Origin of the sequence: Microcoleus sp. B5-D4 (assembly GCF_036705145.1) — a bacterium.
Classification (GTDB): Bacteria; Cyanobacteriota; Cyanobacteriia; order Cyanobacteriales; family Microcoleaceae; genus Microcoleus.
This window is the reverse complement of sequence record NZ_JAUBTV010000060.1, coordinates 38,248-47,431: the sequence shown is the minus strand read 5'-3', so window position 1 is coordinate 47,431 and position 9,184 is coordinate 38,248. Positions and strand designations below refer to the sequence as shown.

The following is a 9,184-nucleotide window of genomic DNA, read 5'->3' as shown; positions in this document are numbered from 1 at the left end:
GAGCTGATTTTCTCTGTTTGACCCTCACGAGTGAGTGTCAGTAACATGATACCTCATCTTTCAGAGAAAGGCTATATTAAACTTGACGATTGACAGAGTTTCGTAAGATAAGACATGAGTATTCTCCTTAAATCATAAATCAAAATTCCCCACTGCCACCACAGGCAATGGGGTCAACGGATGTGATGCTTTCTGGCTCGTTATCCTACAATCTTGAGCGACGAAATGCTATCGTTATTGATACGACCAGGGCTGATTGCAAGATTAGGATACTCTCCCGGTGGAAGTTTCACATTACTCCCGGTGAAGTTAGTATCCCCAAAAACTTGCCATGTACCAGAGATTACTTTAGCTGATGTAATTTTGTCGTTCCAAAAAGTTCCGATATTAGCTAAGTCTTGGGTAAAGGTATTGGAATTACCTCCAAAATTGGAATCGCTATACACAGTTATTTCAGCCATTATCTGTCTCCTAAATTAGTCAGTTTTATTTAAAAAAGTCCAAAAAATATCCAACCGAAAGTTTTGTTAACCAGGAACTTTTTTATGGGAAATTTGGGCGGGCAGAAGGTTAGTTTTATTGGCTAACCTCCTGGATGCTTACTTAATAGCTGCTATTAGAAGCAGCTATGTTGACAAGCTTTTCAAACCTGTTATGCAGGAACTTGAAGTGTTTGACCAACTTGTAATTTTCCAGGGCTAACACCAGGATTAGCAGCTGCAATTTTTTGCGCGTTCGCATCACTGCCATTACCATAGTGGAACTCTGCAATACTGGAAAATGTTTCTCCAGCGGCTACAGTATGTGTTTTGTTAGACATGATTTTTTCCTTTGTTGTTAAGGTCGTTGTCTTTTGTTTCTAAACTCTCTCAGACGATTCCAGCAGGCAAATTCAGATTTTCTCGATCTAATTAGAGGCTTTTGTTCACCTCGTCGAGTTTCGATTGAATCTCAGATTTGGTTTCTTTCCTCGTAAACCTAACTTAAGCCTAATCGTTGAATAAAATATCTATCATTGTGAATAGGTTATTAGAAATTTAAAGATTTATCCGCAAGTTTAATGTTGGAAAAACCCTCATAATTGCTGTTAGTAAAAACTTGTTTGTCTCCCTGACAGTATAACTTTGACAGCCATATTGAGATAACTAAATTGCAGTTTTAATGCGTCAGGCTGCTTACTTATGTTGAGTTTATCGTACTCATCAATAGTGTTATTAAATTACCAGGCAGGCATAAAAGTCGTTATTGTAAATGACCTCATCTACTGTACGGGTAAAAAACTGAGATTACTCTTTTATGATTTCATGATGCGGAATTAGGGCGATCAATATTACGTTTAAAATGTGAAGAAAATGTGAGGATATCGTGAGGTAGATATCTCCCTGATTTGTCACTCCCGAAAAACGTTGCTTCGCACGACAGACGGCTTAAAAATAGCGGGTGTAGAGCGATCGCCTTTGCTGAAGCGCTTCCTCTCTGGATCAACTCAAAATGTGGACTGTGGATTCATTATTTTATAACCTATTTTTCTTCTTAGTCTTAATGTCCCGAACTAAAGAAGAACCTTTGGTAAATTGATAATAAAGCTTGTCCCCTTGCCCTCTGCACTTTCAACCGCAAGTGTCCCTTTATGGGCTTCAATAATACTCTTTGCTAAAAATAATCCTAATCCCCAGCCAGTTTGCTCCTCGGCACAAATGGTTCGACGAAATTGTTGAAAGAGGATGGATTGAGCGTCTAGGGCGATCGGATCGCCTTCATTATGGACGGTGAGGCTGATCTGCGTTTCAGTTTGCTGGAGCGTGAGTGTAATCGGCGTACTAGGCGCACCATATTTCACAGCGTTAATTGCTAAATTTTCAATCACCCGCCGTATTTCTTTTCGACTGCAATAGCTCGTGATATCAGAATCAGAGACTACAACAAACCGATCTCCATACGCGAACCTCAAATCTTCTACCACCTCTTGGACTAGCATCACAAAATCGCATTCTTCAAATTCAATCTTTAAGCTCTGCCCTGCCCGCAGCCGACTCGCATCCAGCAGATTTTGAATCATCGAATCCAGCCGATTGATCGCATTGAGCATCCTTGCGGCCACATCCGCGTGGCTATCTCCTCGTTCAAGCCGCCGCAGAGTTAGTTGAGTTCCCATTTTTACGACATTGATGGGATTTCTGAGGTCGTGAGTTAGCGTCACCATAAATAGTTCTTGAATATCTCGCAGCGTTTCGGAGAATTGAGTGGCGGCGTCATTAACGGCTTGCTCAATGGAGCCGATAATAATGTCTCTATCTTGCACTTCCAAAGGTGCTTCTTCTTCTAAAACTTGAAATATTACTTGACGGAGGAGGTGATACTCGAAAATGAGGTGACTCATGGAGTAGTCCGCATACCCCGCCCGTTCATGCCCATGCAGCTTGCCAATCCGCGTACTTTCTACCTCGTCGGCTGTGATGCGGGCAGATGTCCTGACAATTCTGTTTGAGAGTTCATCCACCAGTTGGTTTAAGTACAGAGGTAGGGAATCTTGCAAGACAAGAGAATTTTGATGCGTTGATGCACTGACTTCATCACGCGCCCGCTTCTCCCACATCCGCATAATTTTTTCAGCATTTTGTTTAAGACGGTCAGACGCTTGGTTGGACATCGTTTCTTATTTTCGGGATGAGTCGCTGTTGGGAGAACATTTTCTCCCTTATTTATAATGCCCCGCGAGCAATTTTGCAAGTATATAGGCAGCATCAGCCTTTAGGAGGTTAGCAAGTAACAGGTCTAAATCTCCTCGTGAAACAGGCTTGAATATCAGTTCCCATTGCGGTAATTTCTACCGACAGGCAAATGCCAATTCCACAAAACAATCAAAATCATCCAATTATGTAAGGGCTTAGAATTCCACATCTTCTCGCTCATTTTCCTCTGTTCTGGGAGTATCCAAACCAGTCGCGGCCCAGCGCATTGTTTCAATGTATTTTGCCAGACTCGCCACAGTCGGAGCCTCAAACAAATTGCTGACCGATAACTCGACTTGCAAAGCGTCTCGGATGCGAGAAATTAACTGAGTTGCTAGCAGGGAATGCCCCCCTAGTTCAAAGAAATTATCGTATATACTAACCTGCTGTTTTCCCAAAACCTTAGCCCAAATTTTCCCCAGCATTTCTTCGATATCAGTCCTAGGCGCTACATAATTTTCTGTTATATCCTCGCTGTCTGTCTCTATATCAGGCAAGGCGCGGCGGTCTAGTTTGCCATTAGGCGTCAGCGGCATATTCTCCAACACTGCATAACTTGCAGGAACCATATATCCTGGTAACTTTTCTTTCAAAAATTGGCGCAAGTCACTTGACTTGAGATTGTGACTTTTTGATTTTTCATTAATACCGTCAGGAATAACATAAGCTACCAAATGTTTATCGTCGGGGATGTCTTCCCTCACAATTACTACTGCTTCGCGCACTTGTGGATGCTGGCACAAAGCCGCTTCAATTTCTCCCAACTCGATGCGGTAGCCGCGAATTTTTACTTGGTCGTCAACGCGGCCTAAAAACTCGATGTTGCCGTCAACCAGATAGCGACCTAAATCACCTGTTTTATAAAGGCTAGAACCAGATTTATTGCTAAAAGGATTAGGAATGAATGCAGCAGCAGTTAAATCTGGCTGGTTGAGGTAGCCTTTCGCTAGTCCGTCACCGCCGACGTACAATTGACCTATAACACCGATCGCCACCGGCTGCAAATCCGCATCGAGGAGATAAATTTGCGTATTGGCGATCGGGCGGCCGATGGGGATAGAGGTTGCGGTTTCTGGTACGTCTTGCACGCAATAATAAGCCGAAAATGTGGTATTTTCTGTAGGCCCGTAAACGTGAATTAATTGAGTGGTTTGCGCCTGTTTTAGGACTTTTTTAACCCATCTCATATCGACAGATTCTCCGCCAAACAGCAAGCAGCGCAGCGAATCAAAAGCTTGCGGTAAAACTCTAGCAATTTGTTGAAATAATGCCGTTGTTAAAAACAAAACTGTGATGCCTTCTTGGCGCAGTTCTAAAGCTAAATCGTGAGGCGAAAGGGTAATATTTGTGCTAATTCCCACGAGTTGAGCGCCGTTAAGCAAAGCTCCCCAAATCTCGAATGTGGCTGCATCGAATGAAGCGTTTGATGCTTGGGCAATTTTATCTGTAGGTTCTATTTTTATATAATTTGTGTTGAGTACCAGCCGATTTACTGCTTTGTGGGTGACAGCAACTCCCTTGGGTTTTCCTGTAGATCCAGAGGTGTAAATAACGTAAGCTAGGTTGTCTGCTGTTACGGTGTTGGCGGGATTTTCGGCGCTTTCTTTGGCTATGTGTTCCCAGTCGCGATCGAAGTAAATCACCGAGTTTGAGAAGTCTAGGAAATTCTCAATCAATTTATCCTGAATTAGCAAGACTTTAACTTGAGCATCTTCCAGCATCAAGTTTAGCCGATCGCGCGGATAGCTCGGATCTAACGGTAGATAAGCCCCTCCCGCTTTCAGTATAGCCAACATCCCGACAATTAGGTCGATCGAGCGCTCTGCACAAAGCCCCACTAAAACCTCCGCCCCCACGCCCAGTTTTTGTAGGTAGCGCGCCAGTTGGTTGCTGCGACTGTTGAGTTCTCTGTAAGTGAGGTGCTGGCTGTCGAAAGTTAGGGCGACATCCTCCAGATGCTGCTGGACTCGCTCTTCAAATAACTGATGAATGCACTTATTTTGAGGATAATCTGTCCGAGTATCGTTCCATTCTCTGAATAATTGATTCACTTCATCCTCGCTCAATAAAGGTAAGTTAGCGATTCTTTGTTCTGGATTAGTCACAATGCTTTCCAGTAGCGTTTTAAAATGCCTCAGCATTCGGGCGATCGTAACTTCATCAAATAAATCTGTATTGTACACAGCTAAGCCTCGGAGTCCTTCCGAATCTTCCCAATGTTCGCCGTATCTGCTCCTAAAATTATCAGAAGCTTCCCACAAATACAGCTCTAAATCAAAGCGCGTGGTTTGAGTCTCCAAAGGAAAAGAACTCAACTTTAATTCTGGCAATTCTAGCTCGTCCAGCGGCGCATTTTGCAGCCCGAATACCACCTGAAACAGCGGGTGGCGATTCAACGATCGCTCTGGGTGCAATTCCTCGACTAGCTTCTCAAAAGGCAAATCTTGGTGAGCGTAAGCTCCCAGGGTTACTTCCCGCACCCGGCCCAAAAAATCTCGAAATGTCGGGTTTCCCGAACAGTCTGTTCGCAGCACTAAAGTATTGACAAAAAAGCCGATTAATGCTTCGATTTCGCTGCGGTTGCGATTGGCGATCGGCGAACCGACAACAATATCTTCTTGTTGCGAGTAGCGGTAAAGCAAAGTTTGAAATGCAGCGAGCACTGTCATAAATAAAGTCGCTCCTTCTCGCTGCGAGAGCGCTACAAGTGCGTCCTTCAGCTTTTTCGGCAGTTCTAAATATTGAGTTTTTCCGCGATAATTTTGCCTAGCTGGTGCAGGGCGATCTGTCGGCAAATTTAACACAGAAATTCCGTGCAATTGCTGCCGCCAATAAGCAAGCTGAGTTTCTAATACTTCACCTTGCAGCCATTCGCGTTGCCACTCGGCAAAGTCGGCATATTGAAGTGATAATTCTGGCAGGGGAGATGGCTGTTGATTTATCAAAGCTGTATAGATACTCTGCACTTCTCTAATTAGCACACCGATCGACCAATCATCGGAGGCTATGTGGTGCATATTTAGCAATAGAATATGCTCGGTCTCCGTCAGCCGCAGGATGGTGACTCGCATCAGCGGCCCGGTGGATAAATTGAAAGGGCGAAGAGATTCTGCTGCGGAGAGTTTTTTGGCTTCTGTTTGCCGTTGTTCTGGCGGCAAATCTTGCAAGTCTAATACTTTTAAATTAGTCTTGAAAGCCGCAGAGATTATCTGTACTGGTTGGCCTGATATCGCGGCAAAAGTGGTTCGCAAAGTTTCGTGGCGCTGCACTATTTCGTTGAAGGTTTGCTCTAAGGCTGTTAAGTTGAGGGAACCAGTTAAGCGCAGTGCTGTTACTACATTATAGAAAGGGTTTTCCGGTGCGAATTGGTCGAGAAACCACAAGCGCTGCTGGGCAAATGATGCCGGAAAGACAAACACTTCGGCTTCTGAGGAAATATTCAGTTTTTGTATATCCTTTGTAAAGGAATTGTCATAAATTTCGGAGGCCATATCTGTTGCTCTTAGGGGATGGGATGTGTTAATTTTTTGATGCGTGGGGTTGTTTTTTGACCGACAGCATCCAGGATACAAGCCTGCGGATTCATCCGTCCAGAAATAAAAAACCTGTATCCGAGAAACTTGCCCCCCGAATTTATCCGTGGGGTCAAGGCTTCAATTCTAAAATCTAAAATCTAAAATCTAAAATCGATTGACGGTGCGATCGCCTCTTAAAACTTTCGCGAGCAAAAGATCGGAACCTTTAATATAATAAATCTGGGTGCGGGAGTGCGGGAGAGACGCGGGCAAAAGAAACGGGGTTTCTGCCTGCTGGATCGAGTTATCCATTGAGGGGCTAGGAGTGCCACCCCCCAATCAAATTTAGTCGCGGAACGGGCTCTTAGGTTTGTGAGTCGGGTGCAATCGGGTGAGTTATATGCGAGAATTACCGGGAGCAATTCGTGGAGAGGTCAAGCTGTATAGCAATCCTCAATGATTTGTGTAATTCTTGTAGGGGCGAAACCCACGCCCGGTTGCCCCGATGCAGGCTGGGGTAGGCACTCTTAGCACTACCCCTACATATTTTTACAACTGATGCGAGGATTGCTATAGTATGATTTCTAATTGCACAAAGTGTTCTTGGGGGGATTAAGAGCGGGATAGCTTTGCTTCACGCAATTTTCTCACATTTGTAGCTTAGCGACTACTATTGATTCAACAGTGTCCGCAATTTCTTAGATCAACTCACTAGAACTTGCGGCCTGATTTGGCAAAATACTTAAGAACAGTGAACGTGCAGTTTAAATTAGAGGTTATAGGCTAATGGCGCAGCGGAACGTATACTCGTCAAAGGACGAGCCAGAGGAAGTACAATCAGCAGAAGAAGTCCTCCACTCAGTAATGCAAGAACTGGACGCTTTGCATCAAAATGTCAAAGGTCAGTTAAATCAAGACATTACTCGGCTGCAAACTGAAAAAAATCACCTGATTGAGGATATTGAAGACCTGCGGGAGCAATATCGCAAATTGCAGTCTCAGCAAATGGAATCTCTGTCGGGGCGATACATTCAGCAGCAGCAATTGTGGCTGAAGCAGTTGGCTCAAGTTTTGGCTCACAATTTGCAGGATTTGTTGGTGCAGCGGTTCAACGAACTCAGCGCTAACTCTGGAAATTCTCTCAGCAGCCCTATTCCCAGCGGCGAGTTCCCGATACCCCTGCCGCCAAGCAACTACGACGAACGCGCCTCGCAGTTGCTGGCGGCGCTGGATGAAAGGATCGATCGCAGTTTCCAGATGCTGGAACAAGATTTGAGCAGCTATGAAAGCGAGCTTTCCGTGCGGCTAAACAATATGCAAACCCTAGAGCGGCAAGGGGAAGAACTGTTACAAAATCTCGTAAACCGCATCAGGGAAGAACTCGAAGAAGAAGAAGAATATCTTGAGAATCCTTTCGATGCTCAAGATTCCTATGTCGAAGAATCAACTAATTCTGTTAATTCTGTCCGCCCGCAACTTCTGCAGCCAACACCTGTGGAAAGGCCGCGGGAAGCCGTACCGGCACCCTCTTCAGTGCCCTCGACCGCATCCGCTAAAGCACCTTCTGTACAGACAGGTTTGGTGCTGGCTTTGTCTTCGGCGGTGGTATTGTCGCTGTTTAATGTTTGTTTAAGAATTCTGATTAAAGGCAAAACTCCTCGGGTGGTTTTTGGCTTGTTTGAATTTCCGGGGGTGGTGACTCCGGGTTTTGGAAATTCTTTGTTGATTTTGTTGATGCGGCTGATCGTGGTGATGGCTTTGATGCCGATATTGGCGACATTTCTGTATCCTTCTGTTTGGAAAGATATTAGGCGGTTGTTCCAGTCGGGCGATCGAGCTTTGTGGAGTAAAGTTTTAGGAAGCGCATTTTTTCTGTTTTTGTCTCAGGTTTTGATTTATTTGGCGATCGGCAATATTCCGGCGGGGATTGCGATTACGATTTTCTTTATTTATCCGATCGTCACCGTACTAGGTTCTTGGATCTTGTTTGGCTCTCGCCCCAGCACAGTCGGTTTGTTGGCGATATTCGGGATTACCGTAGGTCTGATTTTAGCTGGGTGGCCGAGTTTTGCGGCCCCAGCTCCGGGCGGCGGCAATGTTGGAGTGGGAGTCGCTGCAGCACTGGCTTCTGGGATTACCTTTGCAGGTTACGTATTGCTGACGCAAATGGCTGCGGGCAAGCTGCACCCAATTCCTTTTAGTTTAGTTAATTTCGCCGCGATTTTTGTATTTTCCTCCCTGAGTTTGTGGGTGCCACTGTCGGAAAATTTTTCTCCTAAAATTGACCAAAATGTTTGGCCTGGTTTGATTTTGGGAGGCGTTGTTTTAGGGGTGCTGACCCTGTTTAGCTATCTTTTGAATAATTTTGCCATCCGGTTTGCGGGGGCCGCCTTAGCGTCAGTAATTGGCACTTTGGGGCCGGCAATGACCGCACTATTCGGTTTTCTAATTATCAATGAAAAGTTGCAGCCGGTGGCAATTCTCGGCATGGCTGTGGTGACGTTGAGCGTGGCTGCTATGAGTGTGGAACGCATAGTCGCTCCTCAAAAGAAGGCTAGTTAAGGCAAGAATTTGGGCGATCGGCCATTCCCAAACCCGGTTTCTTGAAGAAACCGGGTTTCTCTATGCCGAGACAATATCAATAGGCTTATTGCATAAATCTTTGATTGATATCAAATCCGGTAGCATCGGAATTATTCCTCTCTGTATTCTCTCCCTCTGCGTTCTCTGCGCCCTCTGCGGTTAAATCATTCCGATACAACCGGAAACGATATGATAGGGAAACCGCAGAGGCATTTCAAGATCAATACGCTTGGGTTAAAACTGTTTATTCTTCGGAGATACCCCTAAATCCCCCTTCTTAAGGGGGACGCAAGAGTAAGTTCTTGTCCAACCCCCTACTCCCCTTAAGAAGGGGAGTAGGGGTTGAGTAGGGGG

The 9,184-nt window shown here is 45.0% G+C and carries 5 protein-coding genes; 1 reads left to right on the top strand and 4 read right to left on the bottom strand.

All coding sequences use genetic code 11. From position 1 onward, the window contains the following. Positions 1 to 200: 200 nt before the first annotated feature. The 4 genes from QUB10_RS23720 to QUB10_RS23705 all read right to left on the bottom strand — a co-directional run bounded on the left by QUB10_RS23720 (position 201) and on the right by QUB10_RS23705 (position 6,223). Positions 201 to 461, bottom strand: coding sequence for a beta/gamma crystallin-related protein (locus QUB10_RS23720; protein WP_333205695.1), 261 nt, complete (start codon positions 459 to 461; stop codon positions 201 to 203). Between the two features lie 191 nt (positions 462 to 652). Continuing rightward, on the bottom strand, positions 653 to 820 hold the full coding sequence (locus tag QUB10_RS23715; protein WP_194067329.1) for a LysM peptidoglycan-binding domain-containing protein: 168 nt from the start codon (positions 818 to 820) through the stop codon (positions 653 to 655). Positions 821 to 1,552: 732 nt separating this feature from the next. Then, the gene (locus tag QUB10_RS23710) at positions 1,553 to 2,650 is read right to left on the bottom strand and encodes a HAMP domain-containing sensor histidine kinase (protein ID WP_333205694.1); all 1,098 of its coding nucleotides are present in this window, start codon (positions 2,648 to 2,650) and stop codon (positions 1,553 to 1,555) included. Positions 2,651 to 2,887: 237 nt separating this feature from the next. Continuing rightward, positions 2,888 to 6,223: an amino acid adenylation domain-containing protein gene (locus QUB10_RS23705; RefSeq protein ID WP_333205693.1), complete on the bottom strand. Its 3,336-nt coding sequence runs from the start codon at positions 6,221 to 6,223 to the stop codon at positions 2,888 to 2,890. A gap of 810 nt (positions 6,224 to 7,033) precedes the next feature. On the opposite strand from QUB10_RS23705, the gene QUB10_RS23700 reads away from it, so the two are divergent. After that, positions 7,034 to 8,809 (top strand): EamA family transporter, encoded by a 1,776-nt coding sequence (locus QUB10_RS23700; RefSeq protein ID WP_333205692.1) that lies wholly within the window; start codon positions 7,034 to 7,036, stop codon positions 8,807 to 8,809. Positions 8,810 to 9,184: the final 375 nt, after the last annotated feature.